The 23,731-nt window shown below is 39.6% G+C and carries 22 protein-coding genes; 16 read left to right on the forward strand and 6 right to left on the reverse strand.

Translation table 11 applies throughout. From position 1 onward, the window contains the following. Window positions 1-47: 47 nt before the first annotated feature. From ACZYT3_RS01840 to ACZYT3_RS01850, 3 genes are all read left to right on the forward strand, one after another. Complete coding sequence (locus tag ACZYT3_RS01840; RefSeq protein ID WP_464087474.1) at window positions 48-170, forward strand: hypothetical protein; 123 nt, start codon at window positions 48-50, stop codon at window positions 168-170. Between the two features lie 90 nt (window positions 171-260). Then, window positions 261-1,841, forward strand: a complete 1,581-nt coding sequence (gene abc-f, locus ACZYT3_RS01845; RefSeq protein ID WP_464087475.1) for a ribosomal protection-like ABC-F family protein — start codon at window positions 261-263, stop codon at window positions 1,839-1,841. A gap of 67 nt (window positions 1,842-1,908) precedes the next feature. Further along, window positions 1,909-3,639 (forward strand): DUF885 family protein, encoded by a 1,731-nt coding sequence (locus tag ACZYT3_RS01850; RefSeq protein WP_464087476.1) that lies wholly within the window; start codon window positions 1,909-1,911, stop codon window positions 3,637-3,639. A 24-nt stretch (window positions 3,640-3,663) separates the two neighbouring features. On the opposite strand, the gene ACZYT3_RS01855 is transcribed toward ACZYT3_RS01850, so the two are convergent. Then, window positions 3,664-4,209 (reverse strand): chromate transporter, encoded by a 546-nt coding sequence (locus tag ACZYT3_RS01855; protein WP_464087477.1) that lies wholly within the window; start codon window positions 4,207-4,209, stop codon window positions 3,664-3,666. Further along, window positions 4,206-4,754, reverse strand: coding sequence for a chromate transporter (locus tag ACZYT3_RS01860; protein WP_294561213.1), 549 nt, complete (start codon window positions 4,752-4,754; stop codon window positions 4,206-4,208). The genes ACZYT3_RS01855 and ACZYT3_RS01860 overlap by 4 nt, the downstream gene beginning before the upstream one ends. 148 nt (window positions 4,755-4,902) lie before the next feature. On the opposite strand from ACZYT3_RS01860, the gene ACZYT3_RS01865 reads away from it, so the two are divergent. The 6 genes from ACZYT3_RS01865 (at window position 4,903) to ACZYT3_RS01890 (ending at window position 12,435) form a co-directional block, all read left to right on the forward strand. Beyond that, entirely contained in the window at window positions 4,903-5,688 is a 786-nt protein-coding gene (locus ACZYT3_RS01865; RefSeq protein WP_464087478.1) for a histidinol-phosphatase HisJ family protein, read from the forward strand. Between the two features lie 300 nt (window positions 5,689-5,988). Then, window positions 5,989-8,808 carry an excinuclease ABC subunit UvrA gene (gene uvrA, locus ACZYT3_RS01870; protein ID WP_294561215.1) on the forward strand — a complete coding sequence of 940 codons (2,820 nt, stop codon included), beginning with the start codon at window positions 5,989-5,991 and terminating at the stop codon, window positions 8,806-8,808. Between the two features lies 1 nt (window position 8,809). Beyond that, window positions 8,810-9,751 (forward strand): HPr(Ser) kinase/phosphatase, encoded by a 942-nt coding sequence (gene hprK / locus ACZYT3_RS01875; RefSeq protein WP_464087479.1) that lies wholly within the window; start codon window positions 8,810-8,812, stop codon window positions 9,749-9,751. After that, complete coding sequence (lgt, locus tag ACZYT3_RS01880) at window positions 9,748-11,235, forward strand: prolipoprotein diacylglyceryl transferase (protein ID WP_464087480.1); 1,488 nt, start codon at window positions 9,748-9,750, stop codon at window positions 11,233-11,235. The genes hprK and lgt overlap by 4 nt, the downstream gene beginning before the upstream one ends. After that, window positions 11,205-12,125 (forward strand): NAD(P)/FAD-dependent oxidoreductase, encoded by a 921-nt coding sequence (locus ACZYT3_RS01885; RefSeq protein WP_464087481.1) that lies wholly within the window; start codon window positions 11,205-11,207, stop codon window positions 12,123-12,125. The genes lgt and ACZYT3_RS01885 overlap by 31 nt, the downstream gene beginning before the upstream one ends. Continuing rightward, on the forward strand, window positions 12,112-12,435 hold the full coding sequence (locus tag ACZYT3_RS01890; RefSeq protein WP_294561219.1) for a nucleoside triphosphate pyrophosphohydrolase family protein: 324 nt from the start codon (window positions 12,112-12,114) through the stop codon (window positions 12,433-12,435). The genes ACZYT3_RS01885 and ACZYT3_RS01890 overlap by 14 nt, the downstream gene beginning before the upstream one ends. Before the next feature lie 361 nt (window positions 12,436-12,796). On the opposite strand, the gene ACZYT3_RS01895 is transcribed toward ACZYT3_RS01890, so the two are convergent. The 4 genes from ACZYT3_RS01895 to ACZYT3_RS01910 all read right to left on the reverse strand — a co-directional run bounded on the left by ACZYT3_RS01895 (window position 12,797) and on the right by ACZYT3_RS01910 (window position 17,793). Further along, a complete protein-coding gene (locus ACZYT3_RS01895) occupies window positions 12,797-14,365 on the reverse strand; it encodes an HAD-IIB family hydrolase (RefSeq protein ID WP_464087482.1) in 1,569 nt (522 codons plus the stop codon). Window positions 14,366-14,525: 160 nt separating this feature from the next. Further along, window positions 14,526-15,941, reverse strand: coding sequence for a PTS transporter subunit EIIC (locus ACZYT3_RS01900; protein ID WP_464087483.1), 1,416 nt, complete (start codon window positions 15,939-15,941; stop codon window positions 14,526-14,528). Window positions 15,942-15,943: 2 nt separating this feature from the next. Then, window positions 15,944-16,846, reverse strand: a complete 903-nt coding sequence (murQ, locus tag ACZYT3_RS01905) for an N-acetylmuramic acid 6-phosphate etherase (protein ID WP_294561228.1) — start codon at window positions 16,844-16,846, stop codon at window positions 15,944-15,946. A 101-nt stretch (window positions 16,847-16,947) separates the two neighbouring features. Continuing rightward, the gene (locus ACZYT3_RS01910) at window positions 16,948-17,793 is read right to left on the reverse strand and encodes a MurR/RpiR family transcriptional regulator (protein WP_294561229.1); all 846 of its coding nucleotides are present in this window, start codon (window positions 17,791-17,793) and stop codon (window positions 16,948-16,950) included. A 165-nt stretch (window positions 17,794-17,958) separates the two neighbouring features. On the opposite strand from ACZYT3_RS01910, the gene rapZ reads away from it, so the two are divergent. From rapZ to gap, 7 genes are all read left to right on the forward strand, one after another. Continuing rightward, window positions 17,959-18,813, forward strand: a complete 855-nt coding sequence (gene rapZ, locus ACZYT3_RS01915; protein ID WP_464087484.1) for an RNase adapter RapZ — start codon at window positions 17,959-17,961, stop codon at window positions 18,811-18,813. A 3-nt stretch (window positions 18,814-18,816) separates the two neighbouring features. Further along, window positions 18,817-19,755 carry a gluconeogenesis factor YvcK family protein gene (locus ACZYT3_RS01920; RefSeq protein WP_294561233.1) on the forward strand — a complete coding sequence of 313 codons (939 nt, stop codon included), beginning with the start codon at window positions 18,817-18,819 and terminating at the stop codon, window positions 19,753-19,755. Between the two features lie 4 nt (window positions 19,756-19,759). Then, on the forward strand, window positions 19,760-20,704 hold the full coding sequence (gene whiA / locus ACZYT3_RS01925; protein ID WP_464087485.1) for a DNA-binding protein WhiA: 945 nt from the start codon (window positions 19,760-19,762) through the stop codon (window positions 20,702-20,704). Between the two features lie 42 nt (window positions 20,705-20,746). Beyond that, entirely contained in the window at window positions 20,747-21,172 is a 426-nt protein-coding gene (locus ACZYT3_RS01930; protein ID WP_464087486.1) for a hypothetical protein, read from the forward strand. Between the two features lie 66 nt (window positions 21,173-21,238). After that, a complete protein-coding gene (locus ACZYT3_RS01935; RefSeq protein WP_294561236.1) occupies window positions 21,239-21,508 on the forward strand; it encodes a hypothetical protein in 270 nt (89 codons plus the stop codon). A gap of 9 nt (window positions 21,509-21,517) precedes the next feature. Continuing rightward, window positions 21,518-22,429, forward strand: a complete 912-nt coding sequence (locus ACZYT3_RS01940) for a GNAT family N-acetyltransferase (protein ID WP_464087487.1) — start codon at window positions 21,518-21,520, stop codon at window positions 22,427-22,429. Window positions 22,430-22,600: 171 nt separating this feature from the next. Continuing rightward, window positions 22,601-23,614, forward strand: coding sequence for a type I glyceraldehyde-3-phosphate dehydrogenase (gene gap, locus ACZYT3_RS01945; protein ID WP_294561238.1), 1,014 nt, complete (start codon window positions 22,601-22,603; stop codon window positions 23,612-23,614). Window positions 23,615-23,731 lie beyond the last annotated feature (117 nt).

Below are 23,731 nucleotides of genomic sequence, written 5' to 3' on the forward strand. Positions count from 1 at the left end.
TGAAGATGAATGTTATGGCTGCATAACATTAAAGGAGGCGAAGGACAATGCTAGGTATGACAAAGATTTATGATCGTATCAAGAAACAGGATGCTTTTTGTCGTACCATTGTTTTCACTGTTTTTCTTTCTGATGGGACGAGTGCGTCCAAAATGCGGGAAAACAGATAAAGCAGAATTGCACTTTTGTCATATGTATGATATGAGTCCGGCTCTGCCGGACTTTTTCTTTTTCCCGCTTCATATGGGAGGAGAAAGTAAATGACGATACATATTAATGGAATAACTAAAAAATATAGTGATGATATCTTATTGGATGATATCACGTTAAAAATAAATGATGGTGAACATATAGGAATCGTAGGAGAAAACGGATGTGGAAAAAGTACGTTTCTTAAACTATTGGCCGGAAAAGAGAAATATCAGCAAGGTCAGATCATCATAACAAAACATACAAAGATCAGTTATTTGGAACAGAATTTTAAAGATTATGAGGGAAGCGTTCATGATTATTTGATGAGCAGCCACCGTGATCTTTTGGAAATGAAGGATCAGATGCATCGCATGGAAATGAAAATTTCCGATCCTGATAATGCCCTGCTTTTAGATGATTTATTGAAAAAATATGGCAATTTATGCGCAAGTTTTGAGATGGCTGGCGGCTATGATCTGCTTTACAAGGTGGATCAGATGGCACAGGGGCTACGGATTGCCCATCTTATTGACCATGATTATAACGTATTGAGCGGTGGAGAGAAGATGCGTGTCAATTTAGCTTACCTGCTTATCCAAGAATCGGATGTATTATTGTTGGATGAACCGACGAATCATTTAGATGTGGCAGGAATCGAGTGGCTGGAGAAATATATCAGTTCGCTTCGAAAAACAGTGGTCATCGTTTCCCATGACCGTCTTTTCCTGAATCATACGATATCGAAGATCTATGAGATCGAGCATGGTGAAATGATAATGTATTTGGGAAATTATGATGATTATAAAAAAGAAAAAGCTTTGCGTTTTGAACGTCTGAAGCATGATTATGAAGAACAGCAGAAGCAGATTTTGAAATTGAAGAATGCCATACGGCGCTATCGCCAATGGGCGTATGAAGGGGATAATGAAAGCTTTTATAAGAAGGCGAAGCAATTGGAAAAAAAGCTGTCACAGATTGAAAGACTGCAAGATCCAAAGCATGCAAATCGGAAAATGAAGATTGCCTTGCCGGCATGTCAAAGAAGCAGCAAAGAGGTTTTGGTCATTGAAGATTTATGTAAAAGGTATGGTGATCAAATGCTTTTGGAACATATTGATCTTTCTGTTTACTGGCAGGATAGAATTGCTTTGTGTGGAAGTAATGGCAGTGGCAAGAGTACATTGATACGTATTCTGATGGGACAACTGCAAGCGGATGAAGGGAGTATTCGATTGGGAAATGATGTTGATATCGGATATTTGCCGCAAATCATCCGTTTTGATGATGAAAAACAGCGTCTTTTGAATCATTTTTGTTATGAAGCAGCTATGCATGAGGAACAGGCCCGGCGTTATTTACATAAATTTGGTTTTGATGCTGAGGATATGGCAAAAAGGCTTCAAAATCTCAGCGGTGGTGAAAGGGTACGCTTGAAGCTGGCACTGATATTGGCTCATCATGTTAATTTTATTATTTTTGATGAGCCTACGAACCATTTGGATTTTTCGAGCATTGAGATCATTGAAACTATTCTTGAAGAATTTAAGGGGACATTGCTGATCGTTTCCCATGATCGTTACCTGATTAACCGATTGACTAAAAGACAGCTCATGCTTGCACATGGAAAATTGAGCAACTTGGAAAGGTAGTTATTTCAAATAAAAGGACCTTACTTTTTTTACTATGATTATGTATAATAAAAAAGTGAGGTGACATATGAAAAAATTACTACAAATTATTTTGGTGTTGTGTACGAGCGTAACGCTTTTCGCATGCAACAGGACAGAAGAAAATAAAGAAGATCCTGAGGTACAGGCTCAGTTTGATTCATATCTTGATGAGCTGTTCAAAGATGAGATCGAGGCTGATTTTCTGACTTTTCATTATATGCTGGCAGATTCTGAAGCAGGCGGATATGAAAAGCCTGAGGTTGATTGGGGAAGCTTGACATTGGAATCCACGAAGCAGTCGATTGAGGATTCAAAAGATGATCTGGATAAGCTTCATGAATTTGAGAAGGAAAAGCTGACGGATGACCAGCAGAAAATTTATCGCTTATTGGAAATTCAATTGGAATATAATGTTGAATATGAAAATTATTATATGGAATATGGATTCTGTTTTGGTGAAAATAAGGTCAATGATAACCTGATTACGAATCTGACGGAATATCGTATTTCGAATGAGGAAGATGTTGAGGATTTTATCGTTTTATTGGAAGATGTCGATCGTTATATCGGTGAAGGCATTGAAGCAACTCAACAGATGGCGGATGAAGGCTATATCCAGAAAGAAAGTGAAAAGGAAGCGATCCTTGAACAGTGCAGGAACTTTTTAGAAAGTGAAGAAATCGAAAAGTATTTTCATGATGAAGTAATGCAGCTGGAAGAATTGAGCGAAGCGCAGAAGAGCGATTATGAAGCCCAGGTGGCAGAAGCTGTCGCTAATGATGTAAAGCCGGCTTATGAAAATATCATCACCTTATATGAACAGCTTCCGGAAGCTGAGAATCAGGGGTCATTGGCAGAAAGAGAAACAGGCAAAGCATATTTTGAATATCTTTTGAAAACACAGGTAGGTAAAGAGCGCAGTGTTGATGAGTGGATCAAAATCGTTGAAGAAGAAATAGAGGATACGATCTACAACTGGATCAATATCATGTTTCGTACGGATATTGATGCGGAATTAGAAAATGTGGAATTGCCTGCCGATAATGCGGTGGATCTCGTACATTATCTGGAGGGTTGTTTAGATGAGGAATTCCCGGCAATCGAACAGGTAGAATATCGTGTAGATTATTTAGATGCTTCTGTCGCAAATAATCTTGTTTCGGCTTATTATGTCATACCGCCGATTGATGCACCGGATCAAAATGTCATTAAAGTAAATCCTTCAAATACGGATCTGGTTGATTTATTTTCAACCTTGGCACATGAAGGATTCCCGGGACATCTTTATCAGAATAATTATGCTGTACAGAATGGGCAGCCTAAAATTTATTATCTGTTGGATAATTTGGGAAGCAGTGAAGGATGGGCCGAATATGTGGGCATGGATGCTTATCGGATCGGTCATATCGGTTCTGAAGATTTTCAGGAATACATGCGTTTATATAGTTATCTAAATCGAATGTTGAATGAATATATCGGTTTGCAGGTAAATTATAACGGTTGGCAGAGTGATGATATTGCTGATTATTTAGATAGCATAGGTTTGGTATCTGATATTGCGCAGGATCTTTATGAGGATGCTGTGTTGCGGCCGGCGATGTATGCGCCTTATTCTTTGGGAACGTATGAGGTCTATGCTTTAAGGGAAAAGGCAGAAGATGCTTTAGGGGATAACTTTGATGTTCTTTCATTTAACCAGGCACTGCTGGATGCCGGTACGGTTCATTTTGAAATTATCGAACAGGAAATTGATGAATATATTGAAAATAGTAAATAAAAGCCTCGGAATGAGGCTTTTATGTTAGAGAAGATAATAAGTGCCGACTTCAAATAATCCGCTGATGAGCATGACAAGGATCGGATTCCACTTAAATTTCCGCAAAAGGAATAAGGCAAGACAAAAATTAATAAGGGAAGTGATTTTAAATGTTATCCCGTCAGGGAAGAAGCTGGAGGTGATCATCAAAAGACCGGCACAGGCAATTAAAGCGATAACAGCAGGACGCAGTGTTTTGAGGATCGTCTGGATGATTGAAAGATTCTTATATTTGAAATAGAAATAAGAGATCAGACCTACGATGATGCAGCTTGGCAGGATGCAGGCGGCTGTTGCGATGATAGCACCCGGGATACCGGCGATTTTGGTGCCGACAAAGGTAGCGGAATTGAGGGCTACCGGGCCGGGCGTCATCTGTGATATGGTAATCAGATCGTTAAATTCCTGTAAACTTAACCAATGATGGACAGAAACGACTTGTTCTTCGATCAGGGCGATAGAAGCATAACCACCGCCAAAGGAAAACAGTCCTACCTGAAGAAAGCTGAGGATCAGTTGCAGATAGATCATGCTTTTTTCTCCTTTCTGCTAAGTATGAGGCCTAACAGGATACAGAAGAGGATGATATAGGCGACATTTATATCAAAAAAGTAATTAGCGATAAAAGCTAAGATCAGGATCACATAAGAAAGAGTTGTTTTCTCCATTCCTAGGATCATGTCGATCACGACACTGGCAATGAGAGCCCCGACACCGGCCTGCATACCAAAGAGCATCAATTGTATCAGCTGGTTTTCGATGAACATCTGATAGAAAAAAGAAATGATTGATAGAATGATCAGCGGTGGTAAGGCACAGCCTAAAACAGCAACGGCGGCTCCCTGAAAGCCGGCAATCTTATAGCCGACAGAAATGGCACCGTTGATAGCGATGGGTCCGGGAGCACTTTGGGCAATGGCCACCAGATCAAGCATTTCATTTTCTTCGATCCAATGCAGTTCATCCACAAATTTCTGCTTCATGAGGGTCACGATGACATAGCCCCCGCCAAAGGTAAAGGCACTTAGATATAAGGTTGAATAAAACAGCTTGAATAAAATATATTTTTTCTTCATATGTCCTCCATTTCAGTATCATACCACTCCTTGTGATAATAATAAACAGTGAAGGTGTAAAAGATATGCAAATCATATGAAAAATAAAAATGATTGAATTGAAAAGTGCTGATATTGAGTATAAAATGTACAAATAGGAGGAATCGATATGCTTGCAGATTATCATATGCATACTTCATTTAGCCCGGATTCACAGTTTGATATGGAAGATGAGATCCGTTATGCCATTAAAAAAGGAATCCGGGAAATTTGTTTTACAGATCATGTCGATCACAATATTCAGGCGCATCAGGATTGTCCTTTACGTGAATACCGTTTGAAATATGAGGAATGCCGCAGCAAGTATCAGGATCGGATCGTTTTAAAATGGGGAGCTGAGTTTGGTGTACAGACACATACCGTACCACTTTTCCAAAAGGATTTTGATGACTATGATTTTGATTTTATCCTTCTGTCCTGTCATCAGATACAGGATCTTGAATTTTGGAATCAGCAGTTTCAAAAGGGTAAGAGCCAGAAGGAGATCAATGAAGCTTATTATCAGGAAGTTTACCAATGTATGCAGTTATATACGGATTACAGCGTTTTGGGACATCTGGATGCGATCAAGCGGGATGATCCTTATGGGGAATATGACGATGATCAGGTCGAAGAGATTTTGATGGCGATATTAAAAAAAGCGATTGCGGATGGCAAAGGCATTGAAGTGAATACTTCATGCCTCAGATATCATCTTTCTGATTTGACACCTTCTAAAAAAATCTTGCAGATGTATCATGATTTAGGCGGCAGGATCCTGACTTTTGGCAGTGATACGCATAAAGAAGAGCATGTTGGTTTTAAAATTGAAGAGGTTAAAGAGATTGTCAGGGAAATAGGTTTTAAGGAGTTTGCGACATTTGAGAAGATGAAGCCGATCTTTCATCCGTTATGAGAAGGGATGTTTTTGATTTGTTTATATTGCAGCTTAGAAATGTTAAGGAATCGTTGGTGAGGGTGAAGGCTGATATCATTTTGATGAATATGTGATTTTTACCGATTTCATATCATAAACTGTGTTAAAATGATATTTTATATAAATAAATATATTTTTATATCGTAATTATGATATAATAATGATGTTTCTTGTGAGCTTTCAGTAAATTTGTTTCGGTATGAACGCTTTGATCGTGAATCAAATTTATTTCAATGCCGGATAAACTGGGGTATAATAAGAAGGAATTTGGAGGAAGCTATGTCAAATGATAAGATCGTTATAAAGGGTGCCAGAGAGAATAATCTGAAAAATATAGATGTTGAGATTCCGCGTAATAAGTTTGTGATCATGACAGGTGTCAGCGGCAGCGGCAAGACGTCGCTTGCTTTTGATACGATCTATGCTGAAGGACAGCGCAGATATATGGAAAGCTTAAGTGCTTATGCCCGTCAGTTTTTAGGTAATAGTGAAAAACCGGATGTTGATAGTATCGAAGGATTGTCGCCGGCTATTTCAATTGATCAGAAGACGACGCATAACAATCCGCGAAGTACGGTAGGAACGGTAACGGAGATCTATGATTATCTGCGTCTTTTGTATGCACGTATCGGTGTTCCGTATTGTCCGGATCACAATGAGCCGATCGAGGGACAGACGATCAAGCAGATGGTGGACCGTATCATGGAAATCGAAGATAAGACAAGGATCATGATCTGTGCGCCGGTAGTGAGGAATAAGAAAGGAACGCATAAGGAACTTTTAGAGTCGCTGCGTTCTGAGGGATATGTGCGTGTTCGTGTTGATGGCGAAATCAAATATATTGAAGATGTCCAGCTTTTGGATAAGAATATCAAGCATACGATCGATGTTGTGGTAGATCGTATCGTGAAGTCTGATGATCGTTCACGTCTGAATGATTCTTTGGAAAATGCATTGAAGCTTGGAAAAGGGATGGCATTAGTGTGCTACAACAATGAAGAGATCCTTTTTTCTGAGAATTTCAGCTGTAAGATATGCGGATTCAGCGTGCCTACATTGGAGCCACGTCTTTTCTCGTTTAATGCCCCTTTGGGAGCTTGTGAAACTTGTAAGGGATTAGGTATTACTCAAAAGGTAAATCTGAATTATCTGATGCCTGATAAGACGAAGACGATTCGTCAGGGAGGTATTGCTTACTATAAAAACATCATTGTGAAAGAGAATATTGAATGGCTGAGATTTAAGGCCTTGCTGGATCATTATCATATTGATATCGATAAGCCGTTGAATCAGATGACCAAAAGGGAAATGAGGATCATTTGTGAAGGTGCTGATGAACCGATTTCTTATACGATCACTTCTAAAAATGGCAACAGCTACAATAAAACCGAGTATATTGAAGGTGTTTGTAAATTGATCGAAAGAAGATATGCGGAAACGACGTCTTCGTTTTCAAGAGAGTGGTATGGCAGTTTTTTAAGTGAATCTACATGTCCGACCTGTGGCGGCAAACGTCTGAACCGTCAGGCGCTGAGCGTCCGGGTCGGTGGCAAGAATATTTATGAATGGACCCAGATGTCGATCAAGCAGGCCTTGGAATTTATGGATCATTTGGAGCTGACTCCGAAGCAGCAGGAAATCAGCAAGCTGATCTTAAAGGAAATCCGGGAACGCTGCCAGTTTTTAAGCAATGTCGGCTTGAATTACCTGACGCTGGATCGTCTGGCCGGAACGCTTTCAGGTGGTGAAGCACAGCGTATTCGCCTGGCAACTCAGATCGGAAGTCATCTGTCGGGCGTCCTTTATGTTTTGGATGAACCGAGCATTGGTCTGCATCAAAGAGATAATGCACGCTTGATCGAGTCGCTGAAGGCCATGCGTGATTTAGGAAATTCATTGATCGTGGTAGAACATGATGAAGAAACGATGATGGAAAGTGACTATATCATTGATATCGGACCTTATGCCGGTGTTCATGGCGGTCAATTGGTTGCTTGTGGTACACCTCAGGAAATCATGCAGAATGAGAATTCGATCACCGGTAATTATCTTTCCAAGCGATGGTCAATCCCGATTCCTGAAAAACGTCGCAAAGGCAATGGAAAATATTTGGAGATCGTAGGTGCTACACAAAATAATCTGAAGAATATTGATGTGAAGATACCTTTGGGTACGCTTTGTGTCGTTACCGGGGTGAGTGGCAGCGGAAAGAGCTCACTGGTCAATGAAGTCTTAACAAAGGGTGTTCAGGCGGCATTGGGAAGAACACGTGTTGAACCCGGTGCATGTAAGAAGATCAAAGGTTTGAAAAACATTGATAAGATCATTGATATTTCACAGGATCCGATCGGTCGTACGCCGCGTTCCAATCCGGCCACTTATACTGGTGTATTTGATGATATTCGTGAATTGTTTGCACAGACCAATGATGCGAAGATGCGTGGCTATGATAAAGGAAGATTTTCTTTTAATGTCAAGGGTGGCCGCTGTGAGGCCTGTCAGGGAGATGGTATCTTAAGGATTTCGATGCATTTTCTTCCTGATGTCTATGTTCCTTGTGATGTGTGTGAGGGAAAACGTTATAACGAAGAAACACTGGCTGTTACATATAAGGGAAAAAACATTTATGATGTATTGGAGATGAGCGTTGAGGAAAGTGTCGAATTTTTCAAAAATGTTCCAAAGATTGCTCATCGTCTGCAAACGCTGCAGGATGTCGGGCTAGGTTATGTCAAGCTGGGACAGAGCGCAACGACGCTTTCGGGCGGTGAAGCACAGCGTGTCAAGCTGGCGAGCGAGCTTCAGCGGAAGGCGACCGGCAAGACGTTGTTTGTACTGGATGAGCCGACGACCGGTCTGCATACACATGATGTGAAAAAATTGATGGAAGTATTGATGCGTATCGTTGATAATGGCGATACGGTCGTTGTTATCGAACATAATCTGGATGTCATCAAATGTGCGGATTACATTATTGATCTCGGTCCGGAGGGCGGCGACGAAGGCGGTCAGCTGGTCGTCAGCGGAAGCGTTGATGAAGTCATGGCCTGCGAGAAAAGCTATACAGGCCAGTATCTGAAGAAAGTCATGGAGGGATAAGATGGGCGTTACTGTAAAAGATTTAAAAGAGCATTTGAATTACATTCAAGTAACCGGTGATGAGCTCTCTTTGCAAAGAGAGATCGTTGTTGCGGATACCAATCGTCCCGGGCTGGAGCTGACGGGCTATTATCTTCATTCTCAGCGTGAGCGGATAGTTATTTTAGGTAATAAGGAAATGGGTTATATCCAGGGAATGAGCCATGAGGCCCAATATACGAGCTTTGAGTATCTGACCCAGGATGAAACGCCTTGTATCATCATTACTCATGGTGCACAGTGTCCGGATCTTTTGCGTGAAATAGCGCAGCGGAAAAAATTTCCGGTGCTGTGTACGAAGGAAGAAACATATCGTGTCGTCATTGATGCGGTTACCTTTCTGGATGAGAAGATGGCTCCTATGACATCACTTCACGGGGTCTTGGTACAAATATATGGAAAAGGCGTACTGCTTACAGGAGAGAGCGGTATGGGAAAAAGTGAAATAGCGCTTGAATTGATCAAAAAGGGTCATTTGCTGATTGCGGATGATCGGGTGGATTGTTTTTTGATCCATCAGGAAATTATCGGCCAGTCACCGGAGGTCTTAAAGGAAATGCTGGAAATACGTGGTGTAGGGATCATCAATGTATCCAAGATGTTTGGTATCAGCAGCGTATTAGATAAGACGAAGATCGATCTGAATATTCATTTAGAGCCTTGGCAGGTTGAAAAGGATTATGACCGGGTCGGTATAGAAAAAAAGAAATTTAAGGATATTTTGGGTGTTTCTATTCCAAAGCTGGAGCTTCCGGTCAAAGAGGGACGTTCGATGGCGGCAATCATCGAGTCAGCGGTGACGAACTATCTGCTCAGCAGTATGGGACAGGACAGCGCTAAAGAGTTTGAGGAAAGGATTCTTCGCTATATTGAGATGAATAAGAACGGAGGAAATGAATCATGAGCTTTTTTCCAACAAGACAGATCTTTCTTGAAATAGGTCCTCTGTCAATCACATGGTATGCACTGTTAAGCATTCTTGGATTTATCGTTGCATATTATCTGTCACGTCATACGTTATTGAAGATGAAGGTGGATAAAGATAAAATTGAGGATTTCCTTTTCTATCTTTTGCCGATTGCTTATATCGGGTCACGTCTTTGGTATTGTGCGTTTGAGTGGAAGCGTTATATCAATGATCCGATTTCAATATTATATATTTGGGAGGGCGGTCTTGCCTTTCATGGCGGTGTAGCCGCTGCTGTCATATTTTCGATTTATTATTGCCGAAAAAATAAGATTCATCTTCTGCGTTTTGGCGATGCGATATTTCCGAACGTCCTGATCGGGCAAATGATTGGCAGATGGGGCAATTTTGTGAATCAAGAAGCCTTTGGTCCGATCGTAAGTGCTGAAAGCTTGAACTGGCTTCCTGATTTTATCAAAGAAGGCATGCATATCAATGGAGCATATCGAATGCCTACCTTTCTTTATGAAGGAATTGGCAATCTGATCGGATATATCTTGATTCGCTTTGTTTTTAACCGTTATGGACGAAAAAAACGTGGTGATCTCATGTATGCTTATTTTATGTGGGAAGGAATGGTTCGTTTCTTTATTGAGGGATTCAGGACAGATTCACTGATGGTAGGGCCATTAAAGACGGCTCAGCTTGTTTCTGTTGCGTTGATGGTGATTGGTCTTTTAGGTCTTTTAGGTGTATATGATCGTGTCTTTAAGAACTTTTATCCGTTTAAGAAAGAAAAGCCGGTCATCTTATTTGATGCAGATGGTACCTTGATTGATACGATACCTTTGATAACAGCCAGCTATAAGCATGTGATAGATCTTCATCCATTAGAAAGAGAATTAAGTCCCATGGAATATAAAAACTTACCGGGACCACCGTTGGAGGTTACTTTGAAGGAGCTTTATCCGCAAGCTGATCATGCGACGATCGAACAATATGCACAGGAATATCGTGAGTATAATAGTGCCCATCATGATGAGATGGTCAAGGTATTGCCGGGAGTTGTGGAAATGCTGGACTATTGTAAAGAAAACGGTTATCCGATCGGTGTTGTTTCGAATAAGGTAGAAGCAACGGTGAAGCATGGATTAAAATATTGCGGTATCGATGGTTATTTTGAAGTTGTGGTATGTAAGGAACAGATGGAAAAGGCGAAACCTGATCCGGATGGCTTATTGAAGGGATGTGCCCTTTTAAATAAAGGTCATGATGACCTCATATATTGTGGGGATGCTCCAAGTGATATCATGGCCGCTAAAAACATGTCAGCTTTCTCAGTAGGCGTTGTTTTTGACGAGGAAAGGAAAGAGGCAATCGAGAAGTTGCATCCTTGCGCAATTATTACAGAATGGAAACAGTTTTGTGAACTGTTAAAGGAGGAAAGAGAATGGAGCGACAATTCGACCTTGTTGTGGTAGGCGGAGGTCCGGCAGGACTAAGTGCTGCCATCTATGGTGCAAGAAGTGGTTTATCGGTAGCGGTGCTTGAATCTTATGCACCGGGAGGAAAGCTGGTAAAGACAGCACATATCGAAAATTATCCGGGCATTGAGTCAATGGAAGGAACGACATTGGCTATGAATCTATTGAATCATGCGACTCACTTAGGAGCTGAATATATTGCTTGTGAAGTGAGCAGGATAGAAGGGGAGAGCGTCATTTGTACAGATGGCAGCAAAATTACAGGCAAGGCATTGATTCTTGCAACTGGAACCTTGGAGCGAAAGCTGAATATTCCGGGTGAAGAAAGAAATGTTGGCCGTGGTGTTTCCTATTGTGCCATTTGTGATGGTGCATTCTTTAAAAATAAAGTGATTACTGTCATCGGCGGCGGTAATAGTGCATTGGAAGAGGCTTCTTATCTAACGCAATTTGCCAGCAAAGTAAATGTGTTGGTAAGAAATGAACTGCGGGCAGATCAGAATATTCAGGATGAAGCCTATGCCAATGATAAAATTGAGATCATGAAAAAGATCATTCCTTTGGAAATTTTGGATGACGGTAAAAAAGTGAATGGCATCAAGGTTAAAAATGTGTTGACAAATGAGGAATATGTCATGGAAACAAGTGCGGTATTCCCATATGTAGGTGCTGATCCGGTCACAGCTTATGCAAAGGATCTCGGTATTTGTGATGAGCATGGCTATATCATCACAGATGAAGAAATGGCAACAGCTGCTGATGGTATCTTTGCGGCAGGTGATGTACGTAAGAAAACGATTCGTCAGGTCGTAACAGCAGCTGGTGATGGTGCAATTGCCGCACAAAGTGCCTTTCATTACATTAAAAAGCATGATGAAGGTAAATGATTATCAAAAAAAGGCCCTGCGTACTTTGAATCCATCGCTTTCTAAATCAGAAATCCTGATCAATGGAGTCATGGGTCTTTGTGGTGAGTCAGGAGAAGCGATCGATATCGTCAAAAAGCATCTGGCGCAGGGACATAAGCTTGATCGGGAAAATTTAGCGAAAGAGCTGGGAGATGTAGCCTGGTATCTTGCGGAAACAGCTTATGCGCTTGATTATGATTTGGAGAGTATCTTTCAGATGAATCTTGATAAGCTTGCAAAGCGATATCCTCATGGTTTTGAAAAAGAGAAGTCAATTGATAGAGATTAAGAAAATGACTATGTAAAGCATCTTGCGATACATGGTCTTTTTTAGAAATTTCAACTCAGCTTCCTGCAAGCTTTTTATGGCTTCATTCAAATACGATTGTCATTGTAAGAGATGATCAGTTTTAAAAAGACCTCACAAAATCTATTGAAGTAAAAAAGCTGAACACTGTGAATAAAAATAAATAAAGGATTGACTGCTATTCTAACAGACAATCCTTTATTTTAAGATATACAGATAATTGGATTTTTATGATGAGGGCAGGGAGTCTAAAAAAGATCTGGCATCATGACCAGACCAGTTAGAGGAAAAGTTTGAATCATATGATGAAATAGGGTATTAATTGAACCATAATCCGATGTGATTATGATTCGATCCACTTAAAATGTCTACAAGCATTATATAATCCATCATCTTCAATCCTATCCGTTACATAATCAGCAATATTCAGGCACTGTTGACACGCATTACCCATTGCAATCCCAATTTGAGCCTTTTTTAACATTGTGATATCATTTTCACCATCGCCAAAAGCCACAGTGTTTTCACGATCATGACCATAATATTCTGCTACTTTTAGGATGGCGTTTCCCTTATCAATATTTCCCTGTGTAACTTCATGAGAAATTTTTAAATGAGTTATTAATGAATTTGTAAATATTTTATTCAAATCATCATTTTGGGATTCTTCAAAAGGATAATATTGAAGATGAATGACTTTTTCATTTTCATATTTTTTTTCTGGTGGGACCATGCCATACTGATATCTAAATAATCCACGTACAAACTCAGTAGAATTATAAAGGTAGCTTTTTTCATCAATAGTTACAAAACGATAGGGAATATGATTTTTATCCAAATATTTTACTGCCTGACAGACTTCATCATGATTTATTTCTTGATAAAAATCGTTGCCATCTATTGTTATATGTCCGCCGGCCAAACGGATAATCGCATCGAACATATTCAGATAATCTTCAGGCAAATGAATCATTTCATCACTGCTTCTGCTTGTACAGATGCAACATTTTTTTCCTTTTTTTCTCAACATATGAATGGTGGATATCGTGGATTCAGGTGATGCCTGAATATCATTTCTAAAAGTAGTGCCATCAATATCAAAAAAGAATATGGTTGAATCAATCGGATCGATTAAGTTATGATCTGCACAGAAAGTATAAATGCCGGCATTTTCAATTGGATCACAAACAAAATCGGCATATTTTTTTAATTCATCGTTGCCATTTCCTACGGCTACGCCCATTCCGGCAGTCTTAAGCATGCTAATATCATTTTGGCCATCTCCGAAGCAAAGAATTTCATTTAAATCTAAACCATAATATTTACTGAAATATTTAATACCATATGCTTTATCAATATTTTTAGGATTCATATGGCCATTATTACCCCAGGTTTCTAAACTGTTTTCACCAACCAGATCGATAATTTCTTGTGTCTGTTTTTCATTTGCGTCATAGTAGACAATAGTACATAATGTTTCTCCGTTCCATTTTTGAACAGTTGGGCATTCACCGTCCCAGTCTAAATGATGTTTTTTTATTCTTTCACTCGGTTCACTGGAAAAATGGGGGTTACCTTCCACAGGTGTCCATAAATAATACAGGTTCTCTTGCTGATCAAGATAATCTATATACGTCTTTGCATCAGATTCATCAATTTTTTCAATGTGTAAGACTTTTCCATTTCTGATATAAATAGATCCTGTTCCTGCGATGATCATATCAAAGTCATCAAAAATATGTTCAGGTAAAGAAGAAAACTCCCTTGGAAAACGTGACGTGCACACGCCTAAAATATATCCATTTTCTTTTAATTTTTTTATTGTATATTTTGTAAGTTCAGGTACCCTGTTTAGCTTATGTGAATATAATGTATCATCTACATCAAATATTATTCCTCTAATGTCTTTCATAAAAACCTCCGATATAAACTTATAATAAATGTTTTAAACTTTGTAGTAAAGAGAATTATATCCGTTTTAACTAAAATATATCATTATCTAAAATAGTAAAAAAACATGTATAAGATCTTATTAGGATTTTACACATGTTTATAAATATCATTGACTTATATTAAACGCTTAGTACGTCACTGTCTTTAATGACCATTTTAGTGATAATAAAGCCTGCTGCATATGAGATGACAAGACCGATAAAGTAATTCATCATACCGCTTGTTCCCTGCATCAGAGGTATGGCTACCATGCCGCTAGGACCCCATGCATTGGCAAGCACCTGTGTAAACATGATATAAGCGCCTCCAAAACCTGCACCTAAGCCTGCTGTGATAAACGGTTTAAACATCGGTAATGTAACACCGTAGATCAATGGTTCTCCAACACCTAAGAAACCTGCTGGAAGAGCACCTGTGATGATTCCCTGCAAACGTTTGTTGCCAACTTTTCTGGCCACCATATAGATAGCAATAGCAGCTCCAACCTGACCGGCACCTGCCATGGCAAGCACTGGGAATAATGATACGCCACCCATTGCTTCAAGCTGTACGGCGTATATCGGGATCAGGCCATGATGCAAGCCAAGCAATACCATCGGCAGGAAGATCGCTGATAAGATAAAGCCACTGATGATACGGATGAATGGATTCGTTGAGTTGATGATGATGCTTAAAACTGAAACGAGGCCATCACTGACAAAGCCTGCCAAAGGCATGATCACAAAGATGAAGATAACACCGGCAATCAACAGACTTGTAAATGGTGTAATGATAAGATCTAAGACATCCGGTACACGTTTGCGGATATTTTTCTCGATGATCGATAAGATCCATACACCGAAAATAACGCCAATGATACCGCCTTTACCTGTTGTTAATACAGATTCCAAAGGGACTGCTTCATTATATAATCCTAACATCGTAGAGATATCGATCAAAGCGGCTCCGATGCTCATACCACCGATCATACCGCCAAGTGCCGGTGTTGCTCCAAAGACTTCAGCGGAACGAATACCTGTGAAGATGGCAAAATAACCCAAAAAGGCAGTTCCAAAGAGTGAGAAGATCAGTTGGATCATTCTGAAGATATCTCCGGAAAGCATACCATCACTCATCAGCTGACCGATCAGAGAAGCAAAACCGTTAAATAAGCCGGCAGCAATAACAGCCGGAATCAGCGGAATAAAGATTTCCGCAATCAGTTTTATGACATCTTTAAGCTTATTACTTTTTTGAGTGCTTTTAATGGCTGATTTATTTTCCTGCCAATCACCGCTCTCTTTTGGAAGACCCAGTTCCTGAATACAGATATCCGTGATCTTTTTTGCTTTTCCCGGGCCTAATACGATCTGATAGCTGTCATGATCGATCACAAGTCCTAAAACACCTTCGGTATTTTTGATCCCCTCGGCATCTATTTTTGATACATCTTTGCATACAACTCTCAAACGAGTCATGCAATTTGCTGCTTTGACGACATTTTCCTTGCCGCCAAGTAATTCCACAAGTCTTTTCGCAAGATCCAAGTTTGACATATTTATTCCTCCTCGTCAATTAAATCCTGAATACGTCCGTTCACTTTCATTAAGGCTTCCTTAGCCTGCGAAGAGTCACAGTCAAGCAAAATCATAGCGATTGCAAGGCGGACATTTCCTTTAGATTCCTTTAGCGCATGTAACGCTGTTTCTTTTGAGCAGCAAGTAACGCTGCAAACAATGTTTGTGCCGCGTGAGAACAGCTTTTCATTGCTCATCTTTACATCTACCATATAATTCTGATAGATTTTACCGATACGGATCATACTGATCGTTGAAATCATGTTCAGTACCATTTTAGTAGCAGTTGCAGCTTTTAAACGGGTGGAACCCGTCAATACTTCCGGTCCTGTTACGATTTCAACTGTTAATGGGGTAATCTTTGAAATTTCACTATGTGGATTACATACGATCGCACATGTTGCCGCATGTACGCTTTGCGCGTATTTTAATCCTCCAATGACATAAGGTGTACGACCACTGGCAGCAATGCCGATTACGACATCTTTCTCAGACAGCTGTATGTTACGTAATTCTTCTTCACCCAGCTCTTCAGAATCCTCAGCGCCTTCAACAGCCTTTACAAAAGCTGCATCCCCGCCGGCAATCAAACCGATCACGGTATTCGTGTCAACATTAAATGTCGGCGGACATTCCACAGCGTCCAAGACCCCTAAGCGGCCACTGGTGCCTGCACCCATATAAATGATGCGGCCATTGCTTTCAAGTGCTTCACTGGTCAGTGCAATGACCTGCGCAATCATGTCATATTGGCTTTCAATACATCTTACGGCATTGTAGTCCTCTTGATTCATGATTTTGATAGCTTCCTGAATACTCATAGAACTGAAATTCTTCGTATTAGGATTTGTCTGTTCAGTTACCATCTTTGATAAATCAATCATCCGCTTTACCTCCTGACCTCACTATAAACATAAACGCTTACATTTACAATAAACGACAAGGATTATGAAACAAAGTACCATATATTGACATCAAATTAATACTAAGTTCCAGATTTTTCCAATAATTGATTCGTAGAAATGATCTTATCCATTGAGCTATCATGCATTTTTGTCAGATAGGCATGATAAAGAATATCAACGATACACAGCTGTGAAATCCTGCTGGAGCTCGCACTGATACGCAATGAAGCCTCACTGTCAGGCACATATAAATTATAATCACTCAAAGAGAGCAGCTTGCTGGTTCCATATTTGGTAACAGCAATCAAAATACCGCCTCTTTCTTTTATATTATGAGCAATTTCAATCATTTCCTTGGTCAGCCCCGAATAAGAAAAGATGATTCCCAGATCTTTCTTTTCAAAATTCGTAGAATGAACCAGCTGTAAATGAATATCTTCATAGAGAAAGGTTCTCTTGCTGATACGCTCAAATTTCTGCTGGAAATCCTTTGCGACCAAAAAGCTTGCGCCAATGCCGAATAAACTGATGAAAGAAGAATTTACTAAGAGATGAATGATGATTTCTAATTCATCCATATCTAAAAGAGCATATGTATTTTGAATGGAACGTATGTTCTCATTAAGCACAAGAGGTATGACCCTTAATGTGCTTGTCAGATCTTCGATTTTGCTTTGCATCAGCTCTTCATTAAACTGAAGGTCGTTCATCAATGCCAGCTTTAATTCCCGAAAGCCTTTAAAGCCATTTTTCTTGCACACACGTACGATCGTTGAAGCACTGCAATAATTTTGTTTTGCTAATGTGTGTATATCCATTTCGATTGCTTCACGGGTATGATTGAGGACGAAAAGCAGAAATTCACGCTCACTTTCAGTAGCATGCTGCTTATAATAGATTTCAAGACGATATAATGTTTTTTTCATATAAGCCTCATCTTTCATCTCCATTATAACTTGAATCAAGATAAAATACCTGAAAGCTGACTGTAAAGCATCATAAATAGTCATTTTATGGCTGTTAGCTGTTTTCCTATTCTTCTTTTCTCATTTCTTAAAATGTGCTAAACTATATGAAAAGAGGGTGAGCCTATGGAAGATGTGAATATCGTACTGATAACGGGAATGTCAGGTGCAGGTAAAACAACAGCGATGTCTGTTTTGGAGGATATGGGCTATCATTGCATCGACCAGTTTCCTGTTGAGCTGATTCATGAGCTTGGAAAATTGTTGAAAGGCAAAAGTGATGTTCGTTATCACAATGTGGCACTTGCCACGACAGCCTTGGATTATACAAAGTTTTTAGTCTATTTTGAAAATATCGGCATGAATGTAAGGGTCTTGTTCTTAGATGCCAGTAATGATAAGCTTTTAAAGCGTTATAAGTTTACTCGTCGTCAGCATCCTTTTTTGGTCAATCATATGGCCAATACTTTAGAGGAAGCCATTGAATCAGAAAGAGAATACTTTAATGCTATCAAAGAAAGAGCCAGCATTTATCGAATTGATACGACTTATCTGCCGGTTTCACAGTTAAAGAATCAGATCGAAGATTATTTGAAGCTGGGTGAAAAGCCGTCTTTCAGCATTTCATTTGTTTCTTTTGGATATAAGAATGGGATTCCTATGGATAGTGATCTTTTGTTTGATGTCCGTTTTTTGCCGAATCCGTTTTATGTGGATGAATTAAAGAATCTGACAGGAAATGATCCGCCGGTGTATAACTATGTCATGAAGTTTGATGCTACTCAGGAATGTATTCGACATATTACTGAATTTCTGGATTATGTTCTTCCTGAATATGAAAAAGAAGGCAAGAATCATCTGACAGTGGGAATTGGCTGTACGGGCGGCCAGCATCGTTCGGTGACGATTACGAATTATTTGTTTGATCATTATTCCAAAAAATGGAACTGTTACAAGTCGCATCGGGAAATCAGGGAATAATCTATGAAAAATGTAGTAGTAATTGGCGGCGGAAGCGGACAGTCGGTCATTTTAAAGGGCTTGAAACAAGTAGCGGATATCAATATAACGACCATCGTGACGGTAGCTGATGATGGGGGAAGTACCGGGAGGCTAAGACGGCAGTTTCATATTCCTGCCATGGGAGATATTCGGAATGTCATGTGTGCCTTGGCAAAGGAGGAAACTCTTTTTACCCATCTGATGGAATATCGTTTTGAAGGAGAGGATGATGTCGGTGGCCATAACTTAGGTAATCTGATATTGACGGCATTGACAGAAAAAGAAGGCAGCTTTATGGATGCCATCAGTGAAATCAGCAAGATCTTGAATGTGAAGGGAACGATCCTTCCTGCCACGACGCAGGTGATCACGCTGTTTGCGAGGATGAGCGATGGTACGGTAGTACGTGGTGAAAGCAATATTCCGAATTTTGATAACCGTATCCTTGATGTTTTTTATGATGAAAAGGTTGAGGCCAATCCTGAAGCGATGGAGGCCATCATTCAGGCAGATGTGATTTTTATCGGTATCGGATCGCTTTATACGAGCGTCATCCCATGTCTGATCATTGATGGTATTTGTGATGCGATCAAAAAGTCAAAGGCAAAGCGGTATTATATGTGCAATGCCATGAGCCAGCCGGGGGAAACGGATTATTATTCGGTAGAGGACCATGTCGATGCGTTGGAGAAGCATACGTTTAAGGGAATCGTTCCGAATGTGATCGTTGCACCCAATCATGCAAGTGAAGAGCTTTTGAAAAAATATGAGAATAAAGGGTCTTATCCGGTGAAACTCAAGCAGGATAAGCATGATTATCATATTATCATGGAGGATCTTTTGGATGTGAAGGGTAATTTTATCCGTCATGATCCGATCAAGATCCGTGATTTTGCGATTAAATTGTTGAAAGAGAGTTGATTCGATGTCTTTTACGGCTTCGGTAAAAAGTGAGGTTGCTGCCAATGAGCTGAAGGAGTGCTGTGCCAAGGCTCAATGCAGTGCTTTGATCAAAATGTGTTCGACGCTGAACATCAATGCACAAGGAATGTATCTGACGATTCAAAGCGAAAGTGCTCCTACGGCTAAGAAAATATTAAAGCTGTTGAAGGATCGCTATCAGATCCATAGTGAGCTTTCGGTCATGAAGAAGATGAATCTGAAGAAAAACAATATTTATGTCTTGCGTATCTTTGATAATACGCAGATGATCCTGAATGATCTTGAGATCATGGATAAAAACGGGCTCAGAAGCCATCCTAGTGCCAAGATGGTCGGTAAAGACTGTTGTGCAAGGGCTTTTCTGGCCGGGGCTTTTCTGGCAGGAGGAAGCGTTAATTCGCCTAATAAGACTAACTATCATTTAGAGATTGCTACCGGTGATGAAAAGCTGGCAAAGTTTATCCAAAGACTGATGGAGCGCTTTTATCTTCCGGCCAAGATCATCACTCGAAGAAATCAACAAGTCGTTTATTTAAAATCGAGTGAAAAAATTGCGGATTTTTTGAAATGTATCGAAGCGACCAATTCGGTCTTTGAGTTTGAAGATGTTCGTATCCAGCGTGATTTCATGAATTCATTGACACGATTGGATAATTGTGATTTTGCCAATGAAATGAAATCGCTGGCAGCCGGAAAAAAACAGTATGAGGATATCGAATACTTAGAAAATTATGGAGCATTGGAATTTTTACCGACAAAGATCAAACAGGCGGCCCTGCTTCGAAAAAAACATCCTGAAGCCAGTCTGAATGAGCTTTGTGAATACTATGAACAGGAATATTTGGAAACGATATCGAAGTCGGGAATGCGTCACCGTTTGAATAAGATGGCTGAGATTGCCGCAACATATCGAAAACAAGAGAATTAAAATGATAAAAAGGCTCAAGATAACTAAGGTGATCTTATGTGGATGAGTCTTTTATTATGGGTAAATGTAAGTCTTGCCAGATGTGATGAAACACAGCTGGTATTCATGAATGAAGAAACACAGATTCAGACTGATTTTTTTAATGTGCTTTTTTATGACGAAAGCGGGCGTCAACAAGCCTGTGAATATCTAAAAAAAGCAGAAATCATTCAATTGGAAGAAGAAATGACGATGGATAATGCCTATTATATCTATGTTGATGAAGTTCTTCTCCAGTCAAAGCTGATCAATGAAGGAGTGGCAAGAGTAAATGTGGAATTTGAAGGCTATTTACATAAGCTTCAAAAAGATGAAGTCATTGTGATCGCACAAAATGAAAAGCCTGAAAGAGAAAATTCTTCGTTATGGGTTCTTTCGGGATTGTTTCTCTTATGCATTTTATGTGCTTTTCTGGCGATAAAGCTGTAAGCTTTGTGTCAAAAATGTAATATACAATTTTCAAAGTTTCATGTATAATTGATGCAGGTGATGAGAATGAGAGATTTTATTACGATTATTATATATGGAGCCATTATTTTAGCAGTCATCGCGTTTTTTATAAATCTGCTTCCGATCATTCTTCCGATTGTTGTAGTTCTGATGGTCATCAGCTATTTCAAAAGAAAAAGACGTCTGGATCATACGACAAGCTATTATTCTTCGAGAAGTTATGAAGATGATTATGAACCTCGAAATTATCAGACAAGAGGAAAGATCAAAAGTGATGTCATTGATGTCGAATATACGGAAACAGTAGAAAAATAGGTGAGAAAGATGATCAAAGAGGCTAGTGAAAAAGATAAGAGCGCCATTTATAATCTCTGGCAAAGCAGTTTTTCTATAAAAAACAGTGAAACGATCAACTGCTTTTTTAATTATGGCATGAATGATGGGAAAACGATCTTATGTGAAAAGGATGAAAAGCTTGTCGCCAGTGTTTTTATGCGTGATATGAATATCATGTTTCATAACCGCCTTTTAAAGAGTACATTTTTATCTCATGTTGCCGTTCATCCCGATTATCGGAAAACTTCATCATTGGATGAATGTTTAAAAAGTGTGATCGATGAATGTGAAAAGAAGGCTTTATTTACCTTTGTGGAAGCTACCTCTTATAAGTTTTGGGAAAATTATGGTTTTCAGGAAGGAACGCAGCATCGCTATTATGAGTTAAATGAACGTCATTTTGAAAATGTCAGTCAGAACGATGTGTTTGAAGATGCACAGGCTTTTGAGCTCAAGGAAGTCTATGATGAATTCATGAAACATTTTGATGGTTATAAAGTGCGTTCGCTGCATGATTTTGAAGTGATGATAAAGGAAGCCAACAGCATGAATGAGAGGATATTGATCGTTCGGCATCGTGCCAAGCCAATGGGATATATCCGCTTTTCCACAGAGAAAAAACAAGTGAAGGTAAAAGAGATCATCTATCTTGGAAGCAATGCTTTTTTGCGTTTGTGCAGGGCTGCTTTGGGGCTGAATGATCTGATCATATTGGAGCTGAGCGAGGCCGAGCATATTGAAAAGCTCTTTCCATTGGCGATTCCGAGAAAAAGGTGTGCCGTCATGGTCCGCTGCAACAATTTTCCTCTTTTTAATAAGCTTTATAACGCTCGTGTAAAGACAAGCAAGGAGGCTTATTTACTGACAAAAAAACCACGGTTCATGAATGAAAAATATTAAGATAAATATATGGAAATCATTGGTTTGTTTGTCTTTTGATGAATGTATGCGCTTATATTCGCTCTTTGTTCATATCGGTGCATGAAAAAGTGGATAAGTGAAAGATTTCTCAATTGACTTTTCTATTAAAAATTGTATAATATGTTTGTTTAGAAGGAGGACTTTAAAAAAATGACAGTTAAAGTTGCAATTAATGGTTTTGGACGTATTGGACGTCTTGCATTCAGACAGATGTTTGGTGCAGAAGGTTATGAAGTTGTTGCGATCAACGACTTAACAAGCCCTAAAATGCTTGCTCACTTATTAAAATACGATTCAGCTCAGGGAAGATATGCATTAGCTGACAAGGTTAGTGCTGGTGAATCTTCAATCACTGTAGATGGCAAGGAAATCGAAATCTACAAGGAAGCTGATGCATCTAACCTGCCTTGGGGCAAATTAGGAGTAGATGTTGTATTGGAATGTACAGGATTCTATACTTCTAAGGAAAAAGCTTCTGCTCATATCAAAGCAGGTGCTCGTAAGGTTGTTATTTCTGCTCCTGCAGGAAACGATCTTCCTACAGTTGTTTACAACGTTAACCACACAGTATTGAAGCCGGAAGATACAGTCATCTCAGCTGCTTCTTGTACAACTAACTGCCTGGCTCCTATGGCTAAAGCATTGAATGATTTAGCTCCTATCCAGTCAGGTATCATGACTACTGTTCATGCTTACACAGGTGATCAGATGACTCTTGATGGACCTCAGAGAAAAGGTGATTTAAGACGTTCAAGAGCTGCTGCTGTGAACATCGTTCCTAACTCTACTGGTGCTGCTAAGGCTATCGGTTTGGTTATTCCTGAATTGAACGGTAAGTTGATCGGTTCTGCTCAGCGTGTTCCAGTTCCTACAGGTTCAACTACGATCTTAGTTGCTGTTGTTGAAGGAAATGTAACTGTTGATCAGGTAAATGCTGCTATGAAGGCTGCAAGCAACGAATCTTTCGGTTATACTGAAGAACAGTTGGTATCTAGCGATATCATCGGTATCACTTATGGTTCATTGTTCGATGCTACTCAGACAATGGTTAAGCCTATGGATAACGGAACGACTCAGGTTCAGGTTGTTTCTTGGTATGATAACGAAAATTCATACACTAGCCAGATGGTTAGAACAATCAAATACTTCTCTGAATTAGCTTAATTAAAGATAAAAGACAAAAACCGGGGCAACACAACCCGGTTTTTTTATATATTAGGAAATTTCAATTTTGATGGACAGGAAGAAAATGAAAGAGAATGAAAAAAGTTAAGTGTGATT

The organism is Traorella sp. mt218, assembly GCF_055420025.1.